The sequence below is a fragment of the Gloeotrichia echinulata CP02 genome (assembly GCA_038087035.1).
GTDB lineage: Bacteria > Cyanobacteriota > Cyanobacteriia > Cyanobacteriales > Nostocaceae > Gloeotrichia > Gloeotrichia echinulata.
Genome location: CP051187.1, coordinates 2,627,337 through 2,653,082 on the forward strand (window position 1 = coordinate 2,627,337; position 25,746 = coordinate 2,653,082).

Below are 25,746 nucleotides of genomic sequence, written 5' to 3' on the forward strand. Positions count from 1 at the left end.
GATTACTTTTACATCTTGAGTTTGACAGATTAATGATTGAGCCAGCTTAAAATACTGATTTCATCTGAAAATTTGCGGGAGAAAAACTGGCTTTTTGTCTCTAGAAAAAGTATAAGTCCGACGTGGCGATCGCTTGACGATAACCTTTGCGACAGCAGAGGGTCAAGGGTCAAGGGTCAAGGGTCAAGGGTCAAGGGTCAAGGGTCAAGGGTCAAGGGTCAAGGGTCAAGGGTCAAGGGTCAAGGGTCATTTATTCCTGCTTCCCAGTCCCCAGTCCCCAGTCCCCAGTCCCCAGTCCCCAGTCCCCAGTCCCCAGTCCCCAGTCCCCAGTCCCCAGTAATAAGGGTTTTCTGGTAAAATAGATGTGCTTTTAAATTAAACTTTTTTTCGCAAAAGTCTGATTTTGTGGTTATGGTATTAGGCTTTTTTGTCAAAAATAACAGGCAAATTGGGGTTACAGGCGTAAGTGATTATCAAAGTTTGTTTTGTATAAATCTGTCGTAAATTTAGGGATGATGAACTTGTAGATGAGAAACAATTTCCTATATTATGGCGTCAGTTAGAGCTGCGTAATACAATTAAATGGTATTTATCGCTTGCAGGGTTTCCTTACCGGAAAGCGTCATCTAACAGGCATCTACGGCATTGAGTGGTGAATATTAAGGCAAAATTGAGAACAGCATTAGTTAAGCAAAGTCAATGGATGAAGATGAGACTATAGCAATTTTAAATGGTTTGGACATCTTACCAATTTAGATCTCAAAGAGATTGCTATATAACTAAAACAAGTTGGTGCTGTGCAAATCCAACTATTGGTCGGAATTAATTGGATTATTGATACTAGGAGGAGTCATGAAATCATTGGTTCGTTGGGGCGCAACATTGGGTTTAATCGGGAGTACTTTGTTGGGGACAGTCTTTATCGGCAACCTCCCAGTGTTGGCATTGTCAGAACAACAAATAAAAGATAAATTAGACTCAGTACCAGTGTATTTAGTCACAAACAAGGATGGCTTACCACTCAGTCGCCCCCTACCTGATGCTCAAAATGGGCAAAAAGCTGGTGGTTCGGTGACAGGTGTTTATCTGAGTCGGCAAGAAGCTCAGACTTTTATCAACCAACTGCGAAATGCCAAAGACAAAGACCCAAAAATTGAAGAATTAGTCAAAAGCCTACAAGTAACAGCAGTGCCTCTGGGAGTAATTTATCAGAAATTACAACAAACCAAAAACCAGCCCAACCGTCTGTTATTTGCCTTTAAACCTGTTGACCAGGAAATTCAAGGCGCATTAGAATTGTTGCGTCAAGGCGGTCAAAAGGTAGATCAGTTTAAAAGCGTGCCTGTTTTTGCTGTCAGATTTGCACCAGATCAGGGATATGTACCCATTCAATTGCCATCTGACAAACAGCAAATGATTCCTCTGTTTTTAAGCAAACAAGATGCACAGGGTTTGTTAAGTCAGGTAAAGCCCAAGTTTCCCAAGGCTGATATTCAAGTAATAGATGTAGATGGGGTAATTAAAACTTTGCAAGAAAAAAACGATACCTGGCTCAACCAAGTTGTCTTAGTGCCATCCCCAGAGTCTAGAGACTATCTCAGAACGCTGCCTAAAGAGGGTGCTAACAATACTCCTGCTCCCCGTAATGGAAATAATTCTCAGCCCAAGAAGCCGAATCAACGTTAAAGCATGGGGGATATACAATCAAAATTAGTGTCAGGGTTGCAACTGTGGCAGTGGCGTCATCAGGCAATTAAAACGGCTGACGCCACTGATGTTCCACCAGCAGAGGTAGATTGGTTACTTGGGGAGGTGGCTGGGTTAGATCGGTTGGCGCTGCGTTTGGAATCCTTCAAAGATTGGCCTGAGATTGAACTGCAGTTACCGCTAGAAGATTTAGAGCAGCTGTGGCAGAGGCGATTACATGAGCGCTTACCAGTGCAGTATATTGTTGGGGTGACACCCTGGCGACATTTTAAAATCGCTGTTTCCAGCGCAGTTTTAATCCCTAGACCAGAAACAGAAAGCTTGATTGATTTAGCCCTAGCCGCTACTGCTAGTAGTCAGACAACCCCACCTCTACAACAAGGACATTGGGCTGACTTGGGGACTGGTAGTGGTGCGATCGCCCTGGGACTAGCAAAGATATTTCCACAAGCTATCATTCACGCCGTTGATTACAGTAGTGAAGCTTTGGCGATCGCATCCCTAAACGCCAATAATTTGCAACTTACCGACCGAATTCGATTTGTTCAAGGTTCTTGGTGGGAGCCTTTGGCATCGCTCAAAGGTCAATTCAGTGGTATGGTGTCGAACCCCCCTTATATCCCCACCAGTACCTTACCTACCCTACAACCAGAAGTCTTCCACCATGAACCACATCTAGCTCTCGATGGTGGTGCTGATGGCTTAGATTGTATCCGTCATTTGATCGAAATCTCCCCCACTTATTTGCGACCCGGTGGAGTATGGCTGATTGAAATGATGGCAGGACAGGCGGATATAGTCCAAGAACTTTTGCAAAATCAAGGTTGTTATTATAATATTCAAATTCACCCTGATTTAGCTGGAATTGAACGCTTTGCCCTGGCGTATAAAAGTTAGGAGTAATGAGTAATGAGTAATGAGTAATGAGTAATGAGTAATGAGTAATGAGTAATGAGTAATGAGTAATGAGTAATGAGTAATGAGTAATGAGTAATGAGTAATGAGTAATGAGTTTGGAGTTAGCAATCTGACTCTTGAAGCCCTGGTTTGGCGTTGTTTTCCCGCCCTGCAATAAATTGCGGGCTAATAGCTAAATTCCGTTGAAACGGGATGAAAGTGAACTACGTTAAGGAAATCAAGGGCAATTGTTAATTACAGGTTAGACCCGCTGACTAATTGTCAACCACCCACCACTAATTGCTTTCGCGGAGCGTGTCGTAGACAAGAGCAATCTAGTGGGGGCTTGAAAGAGTCCAGTTGACCAGACTAAGTACTTTGAGTACTACGTTAGAGGCAAGAGTTTAAAGACCTACCAGGGGATGCGTAGCTAGTTCCCTGCTCTAGAAATTGAGGATTAAACATCTGTACAAGGGTTAAGGAAGTGTTCTCAATATAGTTACCGACCTCTAACATTGTCTAAGCTAACATTACCCGTAAGGAGGCTCGAATGAGCAGAACATTATGTCCAAAGTATTTGTTTTAAACACAGAAAAAAGACTGCTTGACCCAATTCATCCAGCCAGAGCTAGGCAGTTATTAAGGAACAAAAAAGCAGCAATTTTTAGAAGATTCCCGTTTACAATCATCCTCATAGAATCTCATCCTGATGTACCAGTAACACCACTGCGATTAAAGCTTGATCCTGGTGCTAAAACAACAGGAATAGCATTAGTCAATGATGCTACTGGAGAAGTTGTATTTGCTGCTGAATTAAAGCATAGAGGCTTTGCAATTAGAGATGCTCTAACCTCTAGGAGACAATTAAGACGTAGTAGACGAGCCAGAATTACTCGTTACAGAAAACCACGCTTTTTAAATAGAACTCGCTCAGATGAATGGTTAGCACCGAGCTTACAAAGTCGGGTTGATAATATAAAAACCTGGGTTGAGAAGCTACGTAAATTTGCGCCAATTACAGCTATCAGTCAGGAATTAGTCAGATTTGATATGCAGTTAATGCATAACCCAGATATCCAAGGTGAAGAATACCAGCAAGGTACACTTGCTGGTTACGAAACCAGAGAATATCTACTTGAAAAGTGGGGTAGGCAATGCGCTTATTGTGGTGTTAAAGATGTTCCTTTTCAGGTTGAACACATACACCCACGAGCCAAAGGAGGTTCAAATTCGATTACAAATCTTACGTTAAGTTGCGAGAAATGTAATACTAAAAAAGGGACAAAAGACATTAAAGACTTTCTGAAAAAAGACCCATCAAAATTAAACAAAATTTTGACACAAGCTAAAAGACCGTTAGGGGATGCAGCAGCAGTAAACACAACTCGATTTGCATTGTTGAACGCATTAAAAGCAACGGAATTACCTATAGAAACAGGTTCAGGAGGATTAACAAAGTTCAATCGTAGTCAACAAAATTTAGAAAAATCTCACTGGTTAGACGCGGCTTGTGTTGGGAAAAAAACGCCAAAATTGATTATTAAAGGTGTTAAACCATTGTTGATTACAGCTAACGGTCATGGTACTAGGCAATCGTGTCGCACAGATAAATTTGGTTTTCCAAATCGACATTGTTCAAAAACTAAATTTCACTTTGGTTTTCAGACTGGGGATATTGTTAAGGCTGTTGTCACTACTGGTAAAAAAGTTGGTGAATATATTGGAAGAATAGCAACTCGTGCAACTGGAAGTTTCAACATCTCGACCAGAAACGGATTAGTTCAAGGAATTAGTCACAAAACTTGTAAACACATTCACAAAAAAGATGGTTACTCTTACGCACAATAAAAGATTTAGAAATTACTCAACTGTTTCCCTTACGGTTTCTGCTGTGCAGAAAAATGTTCAGGAAACGTTTGCCTGCGGCACGCTACGCGAACATAATTTCTCTCCCATTCCTCCCACCACTAATCGGATTACCGATATAGTGGGGGTCTCCTGGGAGGTTTAGATGACGCAAGTTACGGTAGAAGCGCTGATAGCAGGTATACGCGCTGGTTTATTGGTGAGCTTTCCTACAGATACTGTTCCGGCATTGGCAACTTTACCAGAGAAAGCAGGATTAATTTTTGCTGCCAAGCAGCGGAGTCAGGATAAGCCTCTGATTTTGATGGCGGCTAGTGGGTGGGATTTGTGGCCTTATGTCGCAGGAAATGAAATAGAATATCAAATTTGGCAAGAATTAGCTGATAAATATTGGCCAGGTGGGCTGACATTGGTGTTACCAGCCTCAGCGAAGGTTCCAAAGGTAATGAACCCTACTGACCCAACAACAATTGGTATCAGAGTTCCTGCAAGTGCGATCGCGCAAAATATTTTGGCGCAAACAGGTCCGCTGGCTACTACTAGCGCTAATTTGTCAGGTCAGCCTGCTTTGTTGACAATGGCAGAAATTGCGGCTCAGTTTCCTGATGTTCTGACTCTGACAGCAACAGAAAGTCAGGGGGAAATCACGGGGCTGGGAGTACCTTCAACTGTTGCTAAATGGACGGGGATGAATTGGCAAATTTTGCGCCAAGGTGCGATTAAGTTCGATTTTTAACGCTTGATGCTTGACGCTGGAAGCTTTATAGTTGATAGATAAGGTTATTTTTTTGACTTTGGTAAACGCCAGATCTTTCTTTAGGGGTCGCAATATTTGCGAATCCTGAATCATTCAGGAATATTACTGAAGTATAAAGAAATAAATAAAACAGATAATGATGACTCTGTGTCATACAGCATCTTCCTGTAAATAGACCAAGCTTTAGGGGTGCAAGGCCTTGCGCCCCTACGAGTATCGGTGGTTATTGCATGAAAATTTTGTGTGAAACTGATGTAGCAGAAATATAGAATTTTATTGTGCGCCATTGTGGTTAATGTTTATCATAGCCAAATTATGAATTGGAGCAACTGGGTATATCTGGGAGTAGGGCTACTACTAGGGACGGGTTTTCGTCTATTATTTGCACGCAAGTCAAATACTACATCTAACTCATCCGCAATAGAGCCAACAGAGCAACAGCATGAGCCAAAACTCTTACAACAGGTGAAGCAAACGCAGCTGGCGTACTACATGGCACAGGAAATGAGCCAGTTTAAAGCAGGTTTTTTGGCACGGACTACCCACGAATTGCGATCGCCTCTCAATGGTCTGATTGGCTTGCATCAGTTAATTTTGTCAGATTTGTGTGAAAATCCAGCAGAAGAGCGAGAATTTATTAACCAAGCTCATGAGCGGACAATGAAAATGCTCAAGCTGATGGATGAAATTCTCCGCGTCGCTAGAACCGAACACGGGACTAGTAAATTAAATATTCAACCGCGATCATTAGCTGAAGTTTTGCAGGAAGTTTATGATTTAACTTATATGCTGGCCGCAAATCGGAATTATCCCTTTGAGCTTTTGCCTTGCGATCCTGAAATTTATGTTTTGGCTGATCCGTTGTGGTTACGCCAAGTATTAGTAAGTTTGGTAGACACTGCTATTGCTCAGATGGAAGAAGGTAAGATATCGATTTTCACTGGTCTTTTACCCACAAATAATTTTGTGTACATTTGGCTGGATGTCCCGGCTCATGCTGTACCCAAAAGTGAGTCAATAGATTTAATTAATTCTGTTGATAAATTGCCTGTGATTGATAAATCTCTACCTACGCTGTCGCCAGGAATGAAGTTATTACTCAATCAAACTCTGCTGGAAGTGATGGGGGGAAAGCTGGAAATTGTTTCATCCCCAACTACCAACGAATTAGATCAGCATTTAATTAGGCTGCAAGTGTCTATCCCCCAAGTGATTCCTGAAGCTGAATTTCAGCCCTAGGAAAGGAATCAAGCTGGCCTTGGTTATGTAACACCATTGTGGTGCTGGAATTAGTCTGGAAACCAATTTTTTCGTAGAAGCCCTGCTGGTGTGTGGTCATCAAATATACACGTTCAACCCACCTCAACCGAGAATGACTCAAGACAGTTTCGACTAATTTGCTACCCAATCCAGTACCACGATAGTCTGGGTGAATGACAACATCCCAAATTGTAGCGCGGTAGATGCCATCAGAAGTTGCTCTAGCAAAGCCAATTAGTCGCTCTTCATCCCAGATAGAAACCACTGGGTCACTGTTGGTAATGGCTATGTCTAAATCCTCAATAGTGCGTCCCTGTGCCCAGAAAGCTGATATATTAAACAGTTGTTGGAGTTGGTAAAGGTCAATTTCAGATTTGCGATCGCTAAATTGAATTTGAGAATGGTTCATGTATAGCACCCAATTGTGGCAATATCGTTAAATCATATTTTGCTAGATATTGCCTGTGTTTGTATCTATGGGTCAGTAAACTTCTTCATTTTCGTCTCCTGTAAAAGGTTGAAAAACTAATACAGCGTTTCCGACATAGATGAGTTTTTTATAGGACTTAGGGAACTGTGATATTTTTAACACTAGAGATTTACATCGCGTAGCGTGTCGCAGACAAGGGTCAAAAGTCAAGATTCCAAAAACTTAGACTCTTGACTTTTGACTCTTGATCACCATAGTGGAAAATAGAAAATATATATGCCAGTTGTGTAAGTCCTATATTTATTATACAGAAAGTTTCCATAAATCTATCCCACTAATATAATTAGCTGTAAAAATCTTCATTTTGTTGCAAATAAAAAACGAAAAATCAAGCTTTTACAGCACATCTGAGGTAACAAAATAGGCATTTTCGGATTGGTGGGGTAAGTTCATATTTCACATATGTCTATTAAACCGAGGAAATTTTTATCTTAATTTTCGGCATCAAATATTTGTGCTACTTTGAGATTTAGTTGATTAAATTGTGGAGATACAACTAAATCATCACCAGAAAAGTTACCAATTTCAGTGTAAGTATTGCCTGTGAGTTCTAAAACCAATATAGTTCTAGTTTCCGGGTCTATAATCCAATATTCAGGAATCCCGCAATCTTGATATTGCCCACGCTTGGCAATAAAATCTCTATCTCGTTGCAATTCCCCAGGACTAACGACTTCAATCACCAATAGAGGCGGTAACATTGATAGGCGAATCGTATTACGCTTTGCTAACTGCTGAATATGCTCTTGGCGAATAATAGTCAGGTCAGGATAACGATTTCTGGGTTCTCCTCTTACTTCCAGTTCTAAACCATGCCCCCGCACTCTTCTATAATCTAATAGTAAGGCAAATTGAATCAGTAAGAATGTAGCAATTTCAACATTAATTCCAGATTCTGGCGGCATTTCAATTAACTCTCCATTAAACAACTCATAGAGTTTGTCTGTACCATCATCATAGGACAGGTACTCTTCAAAGCTTTGAAATTGATGTTTAACTTGTAGCATCAGGGTTTCTCCATGATGAGTCTTAATAGAATTTTAACTTAATTAGGACCGACTCTGGGGGCACATTAATAATCTAGGACTTACGCACTAGTAGTCTGTCAATTTTGTTTTGAGGGATTTTTGGTAGTGTGAGCGTCTCGCTCACGCGGGCAAGATGCCCGCACTACAGTCCATCATTTTTATCTTGACACAGTACTAGGCTATTTGTGGAGATCGGGCATAGGGCATTGGTTAATTTTTCGGTTCCTTTTATACTGATATTACACTGCCAGTCAGCAACCTACAAACAATTCCCCACTGGGTATGAAATCATGCCACGCATCTTTGATAACATTGACTTACAACTGCTACCAATTTTACGAGAAACGCTCAAAGTTTCTTATCGCGCAGATTTTTGCGTTGGCTATTTCAACCTCAGAGGTTGGCAAAAAATTGATGATTTGATTGAACAGTATATTGGTAGTGAAAAGGCTGGTTGTCGTCTGCTGATTGGGATGCAAAGTTTACCCAGTGATGAAGTCCAGGCGGCGTTTACCCTGGGTACTGGTGACGGGCGAATTGATAATAGTGCGATCGTACGCTTCAAAAAACGTATGGCTGCTGAATTTCGCAAACAGTTAACTATTGGTGCGCCGACTAATCAGGATGAAGCGGGGTTGCGGCGATTAAGTCATCAACTAAAAACTCAGAAATTAATTATTAAACTGTTTCTGCGTCATCCCCTCCATGCAAAATTGTATTTAGTGCATCGTCATGACCCCAACACACCAACCGTGGGATTTTTAGGTAGTAGTAATTTGACTCTTCCAGGACTAGCTAAACAAGGGGAATTGAATGTTGATATTTTAGACCATGATGCCTGCCAGAAACTGCAAAAATGGTTTGATGACCGCTGGAAAGATTATGGCTGTGTAGATATTTCTCAAGAACTAGCAGAAATTATTGATGAGAGTTGGGCGAGGTCAGAATTAATTCCCCCTTACCATATTTATCTGAAAATTGCTTATCATTTGTCTCATGAAGCAATAGCAGGTTTATCTGAATTTCGCATTCCCCGTGAATTTAATAATCTATTTGATTTCCAAAAAGCAGCGGTACAATTAGCAGCGCGTCATGTCACCAGACGGGGTGGTGTTTTGGTAGGGGATGTAGTGGGTTTGGGTAAGACTTTAGTCGGAACTGCTTTGGCGAAGATATTACAAGAAGATTGTTTTTTAGAAACGCTGATTATTTGTCCCAAAAATTTGGTGCAAATGTGGCAAGAATATGTTGATAACTATCGGCTATATGCGAAGGTTTTACCGATTAGTAAAGTGCAGAATCAGTTACCAGAGTTACGCCGCTATCGGCTGGTGTTAATTGATGAAAGTCACAACTTACGTAACCGAGAAGGTAAAAGATATCGAGCTATTGCTGAATATATTACTGCCAATGAAAGTAAATGTATTTTACTTTCTGCCACACCTTACAATAAAAGTTATCTTGATCTTTCAGCGCAATTGCGGCTATTTGTGCCAGAAGACGAAGATTTGGGATTAAGACCAGAAGCTTTAATTAATCAATTGGGCGGCGGTTCCTTGGGAGAGTTGGAGTTTATTAGAAAACATCAATGTTCTGTACGTTCTTTAGCTGCTTTTGAAAAAAGCGAGCATCCTGATGACTGGCGAGAGTTAATGAAACGCTATATGGTGCGGCGCACTCGCTCATTTATTAAAGAAAATTATGCTAAATCAGACTCTCCTCAATCTTCCATTAATCAGCAGGGAGTGCGTAAATATTTAGAGTTTGCTGATGGGAGACGTTCTTATTTTCCAGACCGCATTCCTCGAACTATTAAATTTACTTTAGAATCTGCAAATAATGACCCCTATTCTCGCTTGTATTCTCAGGCTGTAGTAGAAGTAATTAATCAATTAAATCTACCGCGTTATGGTTTAGGTAATTATGTAGCGGCTAAATCTAAACAAGCGCCAACAGAACCAGAACAACGCCAGCTTAATGCTTTATTTCGTGGTGGACGTAGGTTAATGGGTTTTTCTCGCACGAATTTATTTAAACGGTTAGAAAGTAGTGGTTTTGCTTTTATTCTATCACTTGAACGCCACATTCTCCGAAATTTTATCTATTTATATGCTCTGGAACAAGGGTTAGATATTCCTATTGGGACTCAGGATGCTGAGTTGTTAGATACAAGCAATAATGATGAAGATGCTGATTCTGTAGCAGCAGCTTTGTTTGATACGGAAACAGAAGATGATGTAGATGATTCTTCTTTCCCAGAAGAGGGAGAAGCTCGAAGTTTAACAGAAAAAAGTTTTCGTCAAAAAGCCGAGTCAATTTACACTCTCTATGCAAACCGATATCAACGGCGTTTTAAGTGGTTGCGTTCTACATTATTTGACATTAAAAAGTTGAAAACAGATTTACTGGCTGATGCGAAAGCACTGATTAATTTGTTGCAGGACTGTGGTCAATGGAACCAAAAGCAAGATGAAAAATTTAATGCTTTGGTTGAATTATTAACAAAAAGTCATCCTCAAGAAAAGGTACTGATTTTCACTCAATTTGCGGATTCAGTCCGTTACCTCACAGATAATTTACAAGCAAGAAATATTAGCAAGATAGCAGGAGTAACAGGTCAATCTCAAAATCCTACAGAATTCACGGGAAGGTTTAGCCCTATTAGTAATGGTAAAACTGATAAAGTACCAAAATCTCATGAATTACGTATCTTAATAGCCACTGATGTTTTAAGTGAAGGTCATAACCTGCAAGATTGTGCAATTATTGTTAACTGGGATTTACCTTGGGCGATTATTAGGCTAATCCAAAGGGCGGGACGGGTAGACAGAATTGGACAAAATGCCGACAATATTCTCTGTTATTCTTTTCTACCGGCGGAGGGGGTAGAACGTATTATTAATTTACGCGCAAGACTCCGCCAGCGATTACAAGAAAATGCTGAAGTGGTAGGAACTGATGAGGCTTTTTTTGAAGATGATTCTACTCAGGTAATTCTCGACCTCTACAATGAAAAGTCTGGAATTTTGGATGGAGAAGAAGATACAGAAGTAGACCTGACTTCAGAAGCTTTTCAAATTTGGAAAAAAGCCACTGATGGAAATCCCGCTTTGAAAAAGACAATTGAAGAAATGTCAAATGTAGTTTATTCTACCCGCGCCCATGCTCCCCAACCTGTACAACCAGAGGGAGTATTACTATATATGAAAACTACTGAGGGTAATGATTCTTTAATTTATGTTGACCGTGAAGGAAATAGTGTTTCTCAGTCCCAATTAGGAGTTTTAAAAATGGCTACTTGTGCAGAAAATACTCCGGCTATTCCTAGAGATAAACAGCATCATGAGTTAGTTAAAAAAGGTGCCCAACTCTTGGCTGAGGAAGAAAAAAATGCAGGTGGTCAGTTGGGAAGACCATCAGGTGCAAGGTTCCGCACTTATGAACGATTGAAAAGTTATGTTCAAGAAATGAAGGGAACGCTATTTGTAACAGAAGAACTTGTGAAAGCGATTGATGAAATTTACCGTTACCCGTTACGACAGTCAGCAATTGATACTTTAAATCGACAATTAAAAAGCGGTATTAGTAATCAGCAGTTAGCAGAATTAATTGTAGCCTTGCGGCTGGATGATAGGTTGTGTATTGTCAGTGAAGAAATGGAGAAACGAGAACCTCAAATTATTTGTTCCCTGGGATTATTTGAGCTTTAATAATTGATATAGCATTTCTCTGTCAAGTAAGGTACAGGAACCCCAGGTAGGGGCGCAAGGCCTTGCGCCCCTACAGATTATCGATGTGTTGCAAAGATTTTTTGAATTGGTATTACAGCCATTTTCAGCTAAATAAACGATGGGGTAGGGGCACAAGGCCTTGCGCTCCCTACGAGTATCTGTGGTTATTGGGTGAAAATTACTGTAAAGGCGGTTCTTCTGCTTTGAGGTACGGATATCCATTCTCAGTCAGAGACTGCGAACCAGACGCAAGACAACCCGCTACAAAGCGTAGGAATTTATTTCCCAGATCTTAATCCAGTAACACGGTAATTTATTTTACTTCTTTAATAAAATTTACGCGAAAATACTCAGCTATTCTCTTAACAAAGAATTTATAAATAATCCATTAGGTATAAAAAAGCATTTGTAAGCAACCCTAGGAATGATAGAGTCTGCATTGAGCAGGCTTGCTTTTCTTAGCCGCAGATTCAATATCTGTGGGGCTTATTTGCCATGCTTTTTTCTGGCTAGTGCTGTCTATGAATAGTATATTATGGCACTTGATTTTAAACGCACACGGGATTTACTCTATAACTTTCAGTTCGAGGATTTGTTTATAGAGGAGTTGGGTTGGTCACAAGCAACACGTAGAAAACCTGTCCCGTTGGAAATTGAGGAACAGGCTTATGAGTACAAATGCATTGCTGAATTGTCGGGAGTAGCTGTCTTTGAAGTTAGCGCAGCAAATGGCGCAATTCCAGAGCGGAAAAATCACGCTGCTATTTACCAAGAAATTACTAAGTTAAAGGCTGAAAATCTCTTAATTTTTATTGATAATCCACGCACTCGCAGTCTTTGGTATTGGGTGAAGCGAGAAGGAAATAAAAGTTTGATTCGTGACCATTTGTATGTAAAAGGTCAACCGGGAGATTTATTTTTAAGTAAGCTTGGTTCTCTGGTTATTGATATTACGGAACTGGAAGATGATGGACTTTCGGTTATAGAAATTGCTCACAGATTGCAAAAGGCTTTTGATGTTGAGCGAGTCACTAAACAGTTTTATAAGGCTTTTCAAGAACAGCATCAGCAATTTTTGGGCTACGTTAAAGGAATTAATAACGAAAATGACCGCCGTTGGTATACTTCGGTGCTGCTCAACAGAATGATGTTTGTTTATTTTCTGCAACGCAAAAGATTTATTAATGATGGTGATTTAAATTATTTAGAAAATCAACTCGCAGCTAGTAAGCAAAGAGGCGAAAATCTTTTTTATCAGGAATTTCTCCAAGCTTTATTTTTTGAAAGTTTTGCTAAACCAGAGACTGACCGTGACCCATCTGTTCAAGGGTTGGTAGGAAATGTTAAATATCTCAATGGTGGTTTATTTTTAAAGCACCGGATTGAGCAAGAATATAATATTACAATAGCGGATGAAGCCTTTACCCAAGTTCTCAATTTATTTGCTGGTTATTCTTGGAATTTGGATGATACGCCAGAGGGTAAGGACGATGAAATAAACCCCGATGTTTTAGGGTACATATTTGAAAAATACATCAATCAAAAGGCTTTTGGTGCTTACTATACTAGACCACAAATAACTGAATATCTTTGTGACAGAACGATTCACAAATTAATCGTAGACCAGATTAATGCTGCAATATCAGATAAATATACACCTTTTGAAGATATTAACGAATTGTTGCTCAAGCTAGATACTAATGTTTGTCGTCTATTAATTAAAGATATTCTGCCAAATTTATCAATTCTTGACCCGGCTTGCGGTTCTGGTGCATTTCTCATTGCGGCTATGAAAACCTTAATTCAAGTTTATAGTGCGGTGATTGGCACGATTGACTTGATGGGAGATGCAAGTTTAAAGCAGGAAATGGAAGATACAAGAAAGTTACATAAGTCTCTATCTTATTATATTAAAAAGAAGATTGTAACTGATAACCTCTATGGTGTTGACATTATGGAGGAAGCTACAGAAATTGCTAAATTGCGTTTGTTTTTAGCTTTGGTTTCTGCGGCTCATGATGTGGATGAATTGAAACCGCTACCGAATATTGATTTTAATATTATGGCGGGTAATTCACTGATTGGTTTAATCAAAGTAGATGAAACGGCTTTTGATACGGTAGGAAATGCGAAACAAGGTAATTTATTACAGGCGCTGGCTGCAGCTAATTACAAGGCGATTTTAGCAGATAAAAATAAGTCAATAGAACTTTACAAAAAACACGCTTTTATTCCTGGAGAGGAACAGTTAGCTGGTGGTGATGAGGGAACTGAGCAAAATAGCAGGTTGTTAAATTTGCGGCGACATATTGAAAAGCTTAATCAGGAATCGCAAGCTAAGTTAAATGGTTTGTTGTTGGATGAGTTTAGTAAGCAGTTGGGTATTAAGTATGAGGAAGTGCAGTTAAGTGGTAAATCACAGAAGCGGGTTTTAAATGTTGATGATATTACTGCTTTAAAGCCTTTTCACTGGGGTTATCATTTTGATAAGGTTTTAGCGCGGGGTGGGTTTGATGCGATTATCACTAATCCACCGTGGGAAATTTTTAAACCACAAGCTAAAGAGTTTTTCGCCCAGCATAATGAATTGGTGACGAAGAACAAAATGGATATCAAGGCTTTTGAAAAAGAACAGAAAAAGCTGTTACAAAATCCAGAAATTGCAGAAGCTTGGTTAGAGTATCAGAGTCAATATCCCTACGTCAGTGCTTATTATCGTTCTTCAGAAAATTATAAAAATCAGATTTCTATAGTTAACGGTAAAAAAGCTGGGACAGATATTAATCTCTATAAATTATTTGTCGAACGCTGTTTTCATTTACTGCGTGATGCGGGTGAGTGTGGAATTGTAATTCCTAGCGGAATCTACACTGATTTAGGAACTAAGCAATTGCGAGAAATGTTGTTTAGTCAAACAAAGGTGACTGGGTTATTTTGTTTGGAGAATCGTAAAACAATTTTTGAAGAAGTTCATAGCCGTTTTAAATTTGTTGTCCTTACTTTTGTAAAAGGTGGTATAACAACTGAATTTCCCTCAGCTTTTATGCGGCTTGATGTGCAGGAATTAGAAAGATTTCCTAGTAAAGAGAGTTTAGAAATTAATGTTAATATGGTACGGCGACTATCGCCTGATTCGCTTTCGGTGATGGAGGTTAAAAATAATCTTGACTATAGTATAGCAACAAAAATAATAAATCATCTGCCTTTAAGCGAAACTAAATCTGGATTTGAACATATCAAATTTACTCGTGAATTAGCTCCAGATTCTAAATCTAAATTTTTCCGAACTTCTCCAGGAAAGGATTTAGCTCCTCTTTTTGAGGGGAAAATGATGCACCAATTTACCCACAAACATATAACAACGGCGAAGTATTGGATAAAAGAAGCAGATGCTAGAACTATAATTCTGGGAAAAGTTGAAGATAAAGGACAAAAACTTGACTATCAGGATTATAGACTTGGATTCCGTAAAATAGCTAGTAGTACAAATGAGAGGACAATGATTGCGACTATTATACCTCCATCTTTATGCCTAGAAAATATCCAAACAGTAAAAATGCTGGATGAAGATGGAAATCAAGAAGTTTCATATGATGAAATTCTATATTTATGTGCTGTTTTCAACAGCTTTACCTATGATTCATTGCTGAGGTTAAAAGTATCTGCGAATATCAACTTCTTTTTTGTATACAGCACACAAGTACCGTTTTTGAAACCAAGCGATCGCTATTTTTCTGACATTGTACAACGGACAGCCAAACTCATATGCACCACCCCAGAATTTGACGAACTCGCGCAAGAAGTCGGACTAGGTTCCCACACAAACGGCGTCACCGACGAAACAGAACGCGCCAAACTCCGCGCCGAACTTGATGGCATGATAGCGCATCTCTACGGCTTAACTGCAGTAGAATTTGAATATATCCTCAGCACATTTCCCATAGTTAGCGAACAAGTTAAGCAAGATGCATTAGCTGCTTATCGTAATATAGATTAAAATTTCTCTTAACCATTGTTGATTGACTTACAGCAGATTGCAGGTAAATGAGGTACAGATATTACAATAATTTTCAGGTAAATAGACCACGCTTTTGGGGCGCAAGGCCTTGCGCCCCTACAAGGATCTGTGGTTCAAAGAAATGAAAATTGCTGTATATTTAAATTTACAAAGCAGCATTAAAAACCTCCTGTGCGGTAAGATTTAATTGGGGGAAAATGTGAGAAATAATTAAATCATTGCCAGTAAACTTAGTAACTTGATATTCATCTCCAACAAACTGACAAACCGAGAAAGTAGGCTGTTTTGGGTCTCCAATGAATTTTTTACCCCCTAGAGCTTTATAATCAGCAATCCAGAATTCAGGAATACCCATCTCTACCCTTCGGGAAGGGCTTCGCCCAACATAGTCCGCAAACTTCTTATGGTAATCATCACGCCAATTTGTACTAACTACTTCAACTACCAAAGGAATAGAAGCAGCCTGAGTAACCGTGGACTCCTTTTGAAAAAGAGGTTCGTTAGGAAGATTATCAAGATTTAGTAACAATACGTCAGGTGAATAAACTGATTCAGCGCTGGGAGTTTTAATAAATGAGGTTTTAGGAATAGTGAATGGTAATTTTAACCGTCTGTACTCCAAGGTAATTTCTGCTGCTAAAAACCCGACAACTTTTTCATGATCTCCGGTTGGTGGCGCCATTTCAACTATTACTCCATTATATAGCTCGTAGCACTTCCCGTTATTAGGAAACCACTCAATAAATTCTGCAGAAGTTATCAGCTTGGGTAGAGTTTTGGTCATAGTACATTCATCCACATATATTTGATCTAATTACAAACCCACTTCCACAGAGGATGGGTTTGTCCCTGCTGACGGATGCGACAGACTTGTTTTTCTAAACGCTGCTTTTCGCCTTCTGGTATTCCTAATAAAATATTACGACTTTGCCAAATTAAAACACCAGCGGTCATCCCGATACAAAAAGCTAAACCCAAGGTAGACAGTGGATGGTACAAAAGTCCATATCGCAGGGATACCCAGGTAAAATTTTGTCGCCACAAAGCAATTTCTTCGCGCAGATTCCACAAGCAAACAGGCGAAATAGTGAGCCATAAAAAACCAACAAACAACCACCTACCGTACACTGTCAGATGGTGTAGCTTTTGTACTTGTTCAGCAAAAGATGGGTCAGAGTTTTCGGTATTGTTACCAATGATTGGTGGTTGTTCCGGTTGATCCATAGAAGATGGGAGGTAGGGAGATGGGGAGGTGAGGGAATGGGGAATTAGTCAGATGGGGAAGGTAGCGAGATGGGGGAAATAACTCCTAACTCCTAACTCCTAACTCCTAACTTCCCTTAATTATGGACTAAGTATCAGTAAACGTATCCATCGCCTCGGTGCTAGCGACTGCTAGGGATTGAGTGCGTTCTCGCCACAAAGCTAGGAGAGTGCTGGCGATAAAGATACTGGAATAAGCGCCCATTATGAAACCAACTATCAAAGCTAGGGAAAAATATCTCAGTGTTTCTCCGCCAAATAGAAAGATAGCGAATAATGTCAGCATAGTTGTTAAGGTCGTGTTGATTGACCTTCCCAGGGTTTGATTGACTGCATCATCGACAATATCAGCGATGGGACGATTGGGATTGGTTTGTAGTGTTTCGCGAATGCGATCGTAAATTACCACGGTATCGTTGACTGAGAAACCTGTAATTGTCAGCAAGGCGACGATAAATAGGCTATCTACTTCAATTCCTAGTACCAAACCCAAAATGGAAAAAATGCCGACGGTGATCAAGACATCATGCAACAGGGCGACAATGGCAAACACGGCATAGTCTAACTGAAAGCGGAAGGTCAGATAAATCGTGATACCAATGAAGGAAACTATCAGAGCTAGTATCCCAGATCTAAACAACTCTTGTCCTAAAGTCGGACCTACGGAGTCAATTTGATTTTTTTGTGGGTCAAAAGTGCCGATTTTTTCAGTTAAGACGGTTTGCAATTTGCTACGCTGATCGACATCTAAGTTTTTTGTCCGAATTAATACGCCATTATCACCGACAAGTTGGATGCTGCTATCGCCCAGACCTTGTGCTTTGGCTGCTTCGCGGACAGCGACAATATCAATTGGTTTGTCGCAATTACCTGGTTTTGTACAATCGCGTTCCAACTGTAAGCGTGTACCACCGATAAAATCCAAACCGGGGCGTAGAGGTAAGCCAATTGTTGGTTGTTGCCAAGAAATCACCATTGAGATGATACCAGCAAGAATGACGGCGGCGGAAATACTCCACCAAAGCGATCGCGATTTGTTAATACTGAGTTTCATTTCGCCACCTCTGCCTTATTTGATGCTGGCACATTCGGAGAGTATAGTTCTACCTTCCGTAATGAGGGTATGGAAATTGCTAAAAACATCAATGTGCGACTACAGGTAATGGCGCTAAACATACTCACCGCTACCCCTAAAGCTAAGGTAAGGGCAAAGCCTTTGACTAAACCAGAACCCAGCCAGAACAAGGCAGCGCAGGCAATCCATGTGGTAACGTTACTATCTAAAATACTAGAGAATGCGCGGTAAAAACCAGATTCTACTGAACGATACAAAGATTTACCCGCCTGCAATTCTTCCCGTGTGCGTTCAAAAATTAACACATTTGCATCAACCGCCATCCCAATACTGAGGATAAACCCAGCAATTCCTGGCAAAGTTAAGGTAATGCCTAATAAAGCAAAGCTAGCCCAAGTCAACAGGGAGTAGATGATTAGTGCCAAATCTGCCATCAATCCTGGTAGTCTATAGTAAACCACCATAAATATTAATACTAAAACTAGACCACCAATACCAGCATATATGCTGCTTTGAATACTATCTTTACCCAGAGTTGCGCCTACTGTGCGTCTTTCGGCGATTTCTACGGGTACAGGTAAAGACCCACCGCGTAACTGTACGCCCAAATCGTTGGCTTCTTGTGCTTTAAAGCGTCCTGTAATCACAGCGGCGCCACCAGTAATCCCTGTGCTAGCAAATTCTGGTCCGACATTAGGAGCGCTAATTAGTTCATTATCTAGAAATATCCCAATACTGCGTCCAGTTCCTGCCAAATTTTTGGTTAATGTGGCAAAAAGTTCACCACCCTTTTGATTGAAGCGAATCGCCACATTCCAATTATCGCTTTGAGTGGGTTCACCATAGGCATTTTCCAAGTATTTACCCGTCAGTGGTGGATCGGTACTTTCAAACAATTCTGCGATCGCCTGATTATTTTTGAGCAACTCTTCTTGATTCTTAACAATAGCTGCTTTATCCTTGCTGGTTCTCAATTCCTGTTGCTTTCCTTTCAATTCGGCGCGAGATGTTTGGAAAGCAAACAGTTGAGTTTCTGTACCCGGCTTTTGTTTGCGGAATTCTAACTGTGCTGTACCACCTAGTACCCGTTCTGCCTGCTCAGGATCGTTCACACCCGGCAGTTGTACTAGAATCTTATCTGTACCCACAGTTTGAATCACTGGTTCGGAAACCCCAAGGCCGTTAATTCGACCTTCCACGACTTTCTTCACAGCTTCCAATTCCCGTTCGGTGATTTGCTTAATTTCTGCTGTTGTTTTCACCTGAATTGTAAGCTGTGAGCCTCCCCGCAAGTCCAGTCCCAGGGGTATAGGAATTGTGGCAATCACCGTAATAGCGGCGATAACCAAAACTAAAATTAAAGCTAAGAGCGATCGCTGTCTTTGCATACCATAACTCACAACTGACAAAGGCTATAATAGCGTTCTTTTTATCGGTTATGAGTATGGATTAGGGATTGGGCATGGGGCATGGGGCATGGGGCATGGTAATATTACTTCCTCATCCCCCTCATCCCCAGTCCCCAGCGATGCACTGAGCTTGTCGAAGTGTCCCCAGTCCTAAACTCGCAAAGCTACCATTTTTTCCACAGCTTCCACGATTTGCTCTGGTTGGACAATTGTCAATCGTTCCAGATTACCATTGTAAGGTGTGGGGATATCTTGGGAAGATAGGCGCAGCACTGGTGCGTCTAATTCATCAAATAAGCGGTCATTAATTGAGGCTGTTAATTCGGCGCCAATACCGCCGGTTTTCATACACTCTTCGACGATAATCACTCGATGGGTTTTCCGTATGGATGCACCGATGGTATCAAAATCCAGTGGCTTGAGTGATATCAGGTCAATGACTTCTGGGTCATAACCTTCTTTTTCCAAGGGTTTTACAGCTTGCAGCACATGATGCCGCATCCGTGAATAGGTAAGTATTGTGACATCTTTACCGCTACGCACTACTTCTGCTTTATCCAGAGGTACTAGATATTCTTCTTCGGGTAAGTCTTCTTTCAAGTTGTAAAGCAGGACGTGTTCAAAGAACAATACTGGGTTATCATCACGGATAGCAGATTTTAGTAGTCCTTTGGCATTTTTTGGTGTGGAACAAGCCACAATCTTCAATCCAGGCACCGCTTGGAAATAAGCTTCTAATCGTTGGGAATGTTCTGCACCTAATTGGCGTCCCACACCCCCAGGTCCACGAATCACCATCGGAATTTTAAAATTACCACCGGAAGTATAGCGTAGCATCCCGGCGTTATTGGATATTTGGTTAAAAGCAAGTAACAAAAAGCCCATGTTCATCCCTTCGATGATGGGTCTTAACCCAGTCATCGCGGCGCCAACTGCTATACCAGTAAAGCTGTTTTCCGCAATGGGTGTATCTACAATCCGCAAATCGCCGTACTTTTTGTACAGGTCTTTGGTCACTTTGTAGGAACCGCCATAGTGTCCTACGTCTTCACCGAGGACGAATACACTAGAGTCACGCGCCATTTCTTCATCAATGGCTTCCCGTAGGGCGTTGAAGAATAGAGTTTCTGCCATTTAGACCTTTAGTACGATTTACTGTTTTAGAATCTTATCGCGCCGTCATGGTAAATATAGTGAGCGATCGCACTCATTAAGTTGTCATCAGTTGTCAATTGCGATCCTCCTCATCAGCCCTTACCCTTGACCCTTGACCCTTGACCCTTGACCCTTGACCCTTGACCCTTGACCAATAAGGGCGCAAGGCCTAGATCCCCTACATGATTTTTGCCAAGCTACTTAATATAGTCAGACACTCATGCTAAAAAAACTGATAACTGACACACAATCAGCTATAGACTTGAGAATCAGGTAGTGGCGCTATCTGATTATCTGGAAAGCGCTTGGGTCTTCCTGGTTTGCGTTTATGTCGCTGATTAATTGACTTTTCGCTTGCAGCGGCCAATTCTTCGGGTGTACATTTGAATAGACGCAAAGCATCCACATATTTTTTGGGTGTCATCGTGGGTTCAGTACGCCCAGCTTCCCAATTGCGAACACTCGTTTCGCTGATTGCAAGCCTGAAGGCTACCTCTGCACGGCTTAAACCCGCACGCTCTCTCAGGACTTGCATATCCATATTCCATGCTCCCCTTGAAAAATTTAGAATTAGCTTGTTAAATCAATTGACATTAAATGCCAATTGTGAAAAATTTATCCACTATATATATTTTATAAACGATCACCTTGCTCTATAGCAAACCAGATAACCTGATATAACCTCGATTTCTGTATTATTTCGTACAAATTTTCTTAACAATACTTTATATTTCTTAATCTACCTCAATAAATGACTAAGTACAGCCTTTCATAAATTCATGAAGTTTTGGTTCGTAGTTGCTCAAGGCTAACACCACGCTGCGCGAATAGCGCTAAAGCGCAACTACGAACGATAGAGTTTATTCTCATTTCGTCACGAACTTGTGCAATCCTGTACTAGCTTTACAAGCAATTCAGCGATCAAAATTGGTGTGGCGGACTACTAGGAACTAGATAGTGGTATTTTTTACTTATGAGTTCTTACTTATAACTCCTCACTCAGCACTCAGTCTTTGGTTTTATTGACCCAAAATAGACTGAGATATTTAGTGCCAGGTTTCTAGATTTTTGCGAAGATCATAGTGTGTGGCTCAATCAGCATACTGCTGGTTATAAGCTTTCTTAACAAATTAATGGAGCCTCACATCTAACAAATAACTTACTTATGCAATTGAATCCTTCGTTTACGCAGCTTGAGAGTTTATCATTGACCAGAGAGCCGAACCCAGAGGATGCTGAAATAGAAAAACACCCAGTTGAAATTCCACTGGTTAGGCCAGCCTTACCGCCATCGACAAGTGAAGGAGGTATTTATCTAGTTCAACGCGGCAATTCTCTGGTTGCTCAAAAGTCAGAAGAGCTACAAAAGACCCTTTTAGCACACAGGCACGAGCGTCAGTTGATCATTTTACAAGATTTTCCCGATCCTGATGCCCTTTCTTGTGCTTGGGCTTACCAATTAATTGCACAGCAATATGATATCAAATCTGAAATTATTTATGCTGGTGCATTGAGTCACCAAGAAAATATAGCCTTAGTTAAGCTCACTAATTTACCTGCTCAACGTTGGACACTGCAAAACCTCAAAAGTAAAGATTTGTCTTCTTATCAAGGTTTTGTCTTAATTGATAACCAGGGTACTACAAGTCAGCTACTTTCAGCAGTGCAGCACGCAGGAATTCCACTGGTTGTAGTCATTGACCATCACAGTTTACAGACAGAACTTAAGTCAGAGTTTGTTGATGTCCGTCCTTACGTACGAGCAACAGCAACAATATTTACTCAATATTTACAAGCGGGGCTACTAACGTTAGACAGCAGCATCAATCAACATGTCAAATGTGCTACAGCCTTGATGCATGGCTTGCGTTCAGATACTAATCGACTGATGCAAGCGCAAGAAGAAGATTTCATGGCAGCTGCATATCTAAGTCGATTTTATGACGCCCAGCTGCTAAATGCAATTTTGCAGGCGAATCGTTCCAAACGGGTAATGGATGTGATAGAACGAGCGCTTAAAAACCGCATCGTGCAAAATAACTTTTCCATTGCTGGTGTTGGTTACATCCGCTACGATGACCGAGATGCTATCCCCCAAGCAGCAGATTTTCTCGTGACAGAAGAAAACGTGCATACGGCTGTGGTTTATGGCATTGTTCACGATGAAGATGATGAATTGGAGGTAGTAATTGGCTCCTTGAGAACCACAAAACTCACTCTAGATCCTGACGAATTCATCAAAGAAGCCTTTGGACAAGATAGCACAGGGCGATTTTTTGGTGGTGGAAGAACAGGCGCAGGCGGCTTTGAAATACCGATGGGTTTCTTGTCTGGTAGCAACGAAAATTCTGCTTATGCAAAAATGAAATGGGATGTGTTTGATGCTCAAATTAAGCAAAAATTATTGAGGTTGGTCAATCCCAAAGATAATCCGATTCAATCAGAGTAGGTAAGAAACGACAAAGAGGGGAAGAACTCCTAAATTAAGCTCCAGTCGAATTGAAAATTGCATCCTGAAATTTTTTTAGCACCTTTTGTGGAAGTTGTAACTAGGAATGGTATGCATTAAATTTCCGTATAATGTCCTCAATGGGGTAAATATACGGAAAATTTTTGTATGTGATACTCTTGGAATTGGTATACGTTTGATGCTAGACTATCAGAAAGTTATACATTTAAGATAAATATGCGCCTGCAACTAACTAAAGTATTTAAGAAAGTTCCTGAAGGTTATATAGGATTTGTTGAAGAGCTACCCGGTGCAAATACTCAAGCAGAGACTCTTGAGGAAGCAAGAGCAAATTTGGAAGAAGCAATTGAATTGGTTTTAGAATCTAATCGTCTGCTGACAGAAGAGCAACTTCAAGGTTTGGCTATAGCATTTTAGATATGCTGTTTGAGAACAATCAAAATGACACAGCAAGAGTTGTTGAATGAGTTTTTATCCCTTCCTGATGAAGCACAGCGTCAAGTCATAGACTTTATTGCTTTTTTGCGACAAAGATATGCAGTAGTTGAGCCTCCATCGTCCTCAGTTGATTTTGAGTTGAGAAATGATAGTTTTATTGGGATGTGGCGCGATAGCGAAAATTTAGCTGATAGCACTGCGTGGGTGCGTAGTGTTCGAGAAAATGAGTATCCATAACGCTGAAAATGCCTAAAATTTATGATGGAACTATATTTAATTCGTCATGGCATAGCTGAAGAAAAAACAGATAACCTCAAGGATGAGGAGCGAGTTCTCACCAAAGAGGGACGCCAAAAAACAGAAAAAGTAGCCCAGCGACTAGTCCAATTAGGTTTGCACTTTGACTTGATTGTCACCAGTCCCTTAGTGCGGGCTAGACAAACAGCAGAAATCCTGGTAGCTGCTAGACTTAGTTCTCAACTAGAAGAATCAACCCACCTGTCCCCTGAAGGTCAGATTGATAATTGGGTGAATAAGTGGTTACAGCCAAGGAATTATTCCCCAAAAACCCAACTGGCGCTGGTGGGACATGAACCTAATTTGAGTAATTGGGCAGAAATTCTCCTATGGGGGGAAACAAAAGCAGGTTTAGTCCTGAAAAAAGCAGGTATGATCGGGATAAAACTACCAGAAATAGGCTCACCTCTGGGTCGTAGTCAAATGTTTTGGTTGACACAACCCAAATACTTATTGTGAGGGTTTTTCAACGGTTACGAAAAAACTTTGGTTACAACTGTTACTGTTATAGGAGCAACAATTTCTGGTAAGTTAGCCTGAGCAAATCTTTCAAAAGCAGATGGTGTTGCCATGTCGGTGTGCGAATACAAGCCCGGTTTGGAAGGCATTCCTGCTGCCCAATCCAGTATCAGCTATGTTGACGGGCAAAAGGGATTACTAGAGTATCGTGGTATCCGGATTGAGGAATTAGCAGAAAAAAGTACATTTCTCGAAACTGCTTATCTCCTAATTTGGGGTGAACTACCAAACAAGGAAGAATTGGAAGCGTTTGAGTATGAAGTCAAGAGCCATAGGCGGATCAAGTACCGGATTCGCGATATGATGAAATGCTTCCCAGAAAGCGGCCACCCAATGGATGCTCTGCAAGCCTCTGCAGCGGCGCTAGGCTTGTTTTATTCACGTCGGGACTTACATAACCCGGTTTACATCCGGGATGCGGTGGTGCGCTTATTGGCAACCATTCCTACAATGGTAGCGGCGTTCCAGTTAATGCGAAAAGGCAATGACCCCGTTAAGCCCCGCGATGACTTAGACTACTCCGCCAACTTTCTGTACATGCTCAACGAGAAAGAACCCGATCCGTTGGCGGCACGGATTCTTGACGTCTGCTTAATTTTGCATGTTGAGCATACAATGAATGCCTCCACCTTCAGTGCTAGGGTGACGGCTTCTACCCTAACCGACCCCTACGCTGTGGTTGCTAGCGCTGTGGGCACATTAGGCGGACCCCTACACGGTGGAGCCAATGAAGAAGTAATCCAGATGTTGGAAGAAATCGGCTCTGTGGAAAACGTCCGTCCCTATGTAGACGGACTTCTCGAACGCAAAGCTAAAATTATGGGTTTTGGCCATCGTGTCTACAAAGTCAAAGACCCAAGAGCTACTATTTTGCAAGCCTTAGCAGAACAGTTGTTCGAGAAATTTGGGCATGATAAGTACTTTGACATTGCCCAAGAAATGGAACAAGTGGTAGGCGAAAAACTGGGTAACAAAGGGATTTATCCTAATGTTGACTTTTATTCTGGTTTGGTGTATAGAAAGATGGGAATTCCCACAGACTTGTTTACACCAATATTTGCGATCGCCCGTGTTGCTGGTTGGCTAGCACACTGGAAAGAACAACTGGAAGAAAACCGGATTTTCCGTCCTACCCAGGTTTACAACGGTCGCCACGAAGCTCCTTATATCCCCATCGACCAGCGTTAAGGGAATTCGCAATTGTCATTTGTCATTTGTCATTTGTCATTTGTCATTTGTCATTTGTCATTTGTCAGTGGTAACTACTCTTGACCCTTGACCCTTGACCCTTGACCCTTGACCCTTGACCCTTGACCCTTGACCCTTGACCCTTGACCCTTGACCCTTGACCCTTGACTCAAGTCAT

At 41.0% G+C, this 25,746-nt stretch carries 21 protein-coding genes; 12 read left to right on the forward strand and 9 right to left on the reverse strand.

Features of this window, described 5'->3' with window-relative positions; translation table 11 throughout:
* Window positions 1-239: 239 nt before the first annotated feature.
* A complete protein-coding gene (locus HEQ19_11540) occupies window positions 240-434 on the reverse strand; it encodes a hypothetical protein (protein WYL98108.1) in 195 nt (64 codons plus the stop codon).
* A gap of 418 nt (window positions 435-852) precedes the next feature.
* On the opposite strand from HEQ19_11540, the gene HEQ19_11545 reads away from it, so the two are divergent.
* The 5 genes from HEQ19_11545 (at window position 853) to HEQ19_11570 (ending at window position 6,466) form a co-directional block, all read left to right on the forward strand.
* The gene (locus tag HEQ19_11545) at window positions 853-1,686 is read left to right on the forward strand and encodes a Tic22 family protein (protein WYM00058.1); all 834 of its coding nucleotides are present in this window, start codon (window positions 853-855) and stop codon (window positions 1,684-1,686) included.
* Window positions 1,687-1,689: 3 nt separating this feature from the next.
* Window positions 1,690-2,604 carry a peptide chain release factor N(5)-glutamine methyltransferase gene (gene prmC, locus HEQ19_11550; protein WYM00059.1) on the forward strand — a complete coding sequence of 305 codons (915 nt, stop codon included), beginning with the start codon at window positions 1,690-1,692 and terminating at the stop codon, window positions 2,602-2,604.
* Between the two features lie 564 nt (window positions 2,605-3,168).
* The gene (gene iscB, locus HEQ19_11560; GenBank protein WYM00060.1) at window positions 3,169-4,452 is read left to right on the forward strand and encodes an RNA-guided endonuclease IscB; all 1,284 of its coding nucleotides are present in this window, start codon (window positions 3,169-3,171) and stop codon (window positions 4,450-4,452) included.
* Between the two features lie 163 nt (window positions 4,453-4,615).
* Complete coding sequence (locus HEQ19_11565) at window positions 4,616-5,206, forward strand: L-threonylcarbamoyladenylate synthase (GenBank protein WYM00061.1); 591 nt, start codon at window positions 4,616-4,618, stop codon at window positions 5,204-5,206.
* A gap of 336 nt (window positions 5,207-5,542) precedes the next feature.
* Window positions 5,543-6,466 (forward strand): HAMP domain-containing sensor histidine kinase, encoded by a 924-nt coding sequence (locus tag HEQ19_11570; protein WYM00062.1) that lies wholly within the window; start codon window positions 5,543-5,545, stop codon window positions 6,464-6,466.
* Here the strand turns inward: HEQ19_11570 and HEQ19_11575 are convergent.
* Window positions 6,426-6,896 carry a GNAT family N-acetyltransferase gene (locus HEQ19_11575; GenBank protein WYM00063.1) on the reverse strand — a complete coding sequence of 157 codons (471 nt, stop codon included), beginning with the start codon at window positions 6,894-6,896 and terminating at the stop codon, window positions 6,426-6,428. The genes HEQ19_11570 and HEQ19_11575 overlap by 41 nt on opposite strands.
* A 512-nt stretch (window positions 6,897-7,408) precedes the next feature.
* On the reverse strand, window positions 7,409-7,984 hold the full coding sequence (locus tag HEQ19_11580; protein WYM00064.1) for a Uma2 family endonuclease: 576 nt from the start codon (window positions 7,982-7,984) through the stop codon (window positions 7,409-7,411).
* Window positions 7,985-8,295: 311 nt separating this feature from the next.
* On the opposite strand from HEQ19_11580, the gene HEQ19_11585 reads away from it, so the two are divergent.
* Together HEQ19_11585 and HEQ19_11590 are read left to right on the forward strand one after the other, a co-directional pair.
* Window positions 8,296-11,715: a helicase-related protein gene (locus tag HEQ19_11585; protein ID WYM00065.1), complete on the forward strand. Its 3,420-nt coding sequence runs from the start codon at window positions 8,296-8,298 to the stop codon at window positions 11,713-11,715.
* Window positions 11,716-12,271: 556 nt separating this feature from the next.
* Window positions 12,272-15,733 (forward strand): DNA methyltransferase, encoded by a 3,462-nt coding sequence (locus tag HEQ19_11590; GenBank protein WYM00066.1) that lies wholly within the window; start codon window positions 12,272-12,274, stop codon window positions 15,731-15,733.
* Between the two features lie 166 nt (window positions 15,734-15,899).
* Here the strand turns inward: HEQ19_11590 and HEQ19_11595 are convergent, their stop codons facing one another.
* From HEQ19_11595 to HEQ19_11620, 6 genes are all read right to left on the reverse strand, one after another.
* On the reverse strand, window positions 15,900-16,538 hold the full coding sequence (locus HEQ19_11595) for a Uma2 family endonuclease (protein WYM00067.1): 639 nt from the start codon (window positions 16,536-16,538) through the stop codon (window positions 15,900-15,902).
* A 26-nt stretch (window positions 16,539-16,564) separates the two neighbouring features.
* The gene (locus HEQ19_11600; protein ID WYM00068.1) at window positions 16,565-16,978 is read right to left on the reverse strand and encodes a hypothetical protein; all 414 of its coding nucleotides are present in this window, start codon (window positions 16,976-16,978) and stop codon (window positions 16,565-16,567) included.
* Between the two features lie 127 nt (window positions 16,979-17,105).
* Window positions 17,106-18,071, reverse strand: coding sequence for a protein translocase subunit SecF (secF, locus tag HEQ19_11605; protein ID WYM00069.1), 966 nt, complete (start codon window positions 18,069-18,071; stop codon window positions 17,106-17,108).
* The gene (gene secD, locus HEQ19_11610) at window positions 18,068-19,480 is read right to left on the reverse strand and encodes a protein translocase subunit SecD (GenBank protein WYM03360.1); all 1,413 of its coding nucleotides are present in this window, start codon (window positions 19,478-19,480) and stop codon (window positions 18,068-18,070) included. Before secD ends, secF begins: the two co-directional genes overlap by 4 nt.
* Window positions 19,481-19,651: 171 nt before the next feature.
* Window positions 19,652-20,635, reverse strand: a complete 984-nt coding sequence (locus tag HEQ19_11615; protein ID WYM00070.1) for an alpha-ketoacid dehydrogenase subunit beta — start codon at window positions 20,633-20,635, stop codon at window positions 19,652-19,654.
* 271 nt (window positions 20,636-20,906) lie between these two features.
* On the reverse strand, window positions 20,907-21,197 hold the full coding sequence (locus HEQ19_11620; protein ID WYM00071.1) for a helix-turn-helix transcriptional regulator: 291 nt from the start codon (window positions 21,195-21,197) through the stop codon (window positions 20,907-20,909).
* A gap of 624 nt (window positions 21,198-21,821) precedes the next feature.
* Here HEQ19_11620 and HEQ19_11625 point away from each other — a divergent pair.
* From HEQ19_11625 to HEQ19_11645, 5 genes are all read left to right on the forward strand, one after another.
* Window positions 21,822-23,105 (forward strand): bifunctional oligoribonuclease/PAP phosphatase NrnA, encoded by a 1,284-nt coding sequence (locus HEQ19_11625; protein WYM00072.1) that lies wholly within the window; start codon window positions 21,822-21,824, stop codon window positions 23,103-23,105.
* Window positions 23,106-23,342: 237 nt separating this feature from the next.
* Window positions 23,343-23,543 carry a type II toxin-antitoxin system HicB family antitoxin gene (locus HEQ19_11630; GenBank protein WYM00073.1) on the forward strand — a complete coding sequence of 67 codons (201 nt, stop codon included), beginning with the start codon at window positions 23,343-23,345 and terminating at the stop codon, window positions 23,541-23,543.
* A 24-nt stretch (window positions 23,544-23,567) separates the two neighbouring features.
* Window positions 23,568-23,801, forward strand: a complete 234-nt coding sequence (locus tag HEQ19_11635; protein ID WYM00074.1) for a hypothetical protein — start codon at window positions 23,568-23,570, stop codon at window positions 23,799-23,801.
* Between the two features lie 24 nt (window positions 23,802-23,825).
* Window positions 23,826-24,320 (forward strand): phosphohistidine phosphatase SixA, encoded by a 495-nt coding sequence (gene sixA, locus HEQ19_11640; protein WYM03361.1) that lies wholly within the window; start codon window positions 23,826-23,828, stop codon window positions 24,318-24,320.
* A gap of 111 nt (window positions 24,321-24,431) precedes the next feature.
* The gene (locus HEQ19_11645) at window positions 24,432-25,568 is read left to right on the forward strand and encodes a citrate synthase (protein ID WYM00075.1); all 1,137 of its coding nucleotides are present in this window, start codon (window positions 24,432-24,434) and stop codon (window positions 25,566-25,568) included.
* The last annotated feature ends 178 nt before the right edge of the window (window positions 25,569-25,746 follow it).